Annotated in this window: 1 pseudogene; it reads left to right on the top strand. The window is 30.4% G+C overall.

Going from position 1 to position 825, the window contains the following annotated elements:
• Nucleotides 1–237: pseudogene (locus AC1VNJ_RS26820) on the top strand (Rpn family recombination-promoting nuclease/putative transposase); the annotation flags it as partial.
• Between the last annotated feature and the right edge of the window lie 588 nt (nucleotides 238–825).

Genomic DNA, 825 nt, shown 5'->3' with positions numbered 1-825 from the left:
GAAGTGCTATTAGCATATGAAGCACGAAGAAAAGCATTATTAGATGAAAAGTCAGCTTTAAGAAGAGCTGAAAAACTTGGAGAAGAAAAAGGAAAACAAATCGGTGAAGAAATAGGCGAAAAGAAAGGTATCATAAAGGTAGCCTTAAGTATGATCCAAAAAGGTTTAGATAACCAAACAATCGCTGAATTTACAAACCTTACACCAGAAGAAATTGATAAACTACGTCATCAATAATCATATTTAAAAAAGAGACTGCCTAATAAATTAATTTTATTAGGCAGTCTCTTTTTTAACTTCTTCATTATCAACTCATCTAATTTCAAGTTTATTGTAAGTGAATTAGCTTATATTTATTTTATCTTTATTACGCAGCGTACTATAGTAGGAAAATATAAGTCTTATATTTTTTGTTAAATTGAAGACCTTTTCTTATATATTCCCTTTTAGGTTGCACTAGCATTTTTCTTTTTTTTTACAGGCAATCCGTACTTATTAGAGTTTTCTTTTATTTTTTTTGCGATTTCTTGTGCTTCTTCTTTCGTCATTTTCATACAAAAGACTCCTCCCATGTTCTACTATTATAAGTTTTTTCCACTATCACAAAAAAATATACATGCTCCTCCCTCCCCTGCCATATACATGTTTTAGGTATGTACAAAAAGTCATTGTCCTAGAGGTAATTTTAGATTTTAGGAGTGATTATGTGAGAGCAGAAGAGAAGAAAAGAAAAATTCGAAGTGACAAAAAACGAGATGTAAAACCATCACTTCCAGTTGATCTTAAAGAATGTGTTTATCGATTGTCTTACATTACAAATACACC

This window comes from Priestia sp. 3CA3, assembly GCF_056836725.1.
The sequence above is the reverse complement of the archived record's forward strand: the minus strand, read 5'-3'. Positions and strand labels throughout refer to the sequence as shown.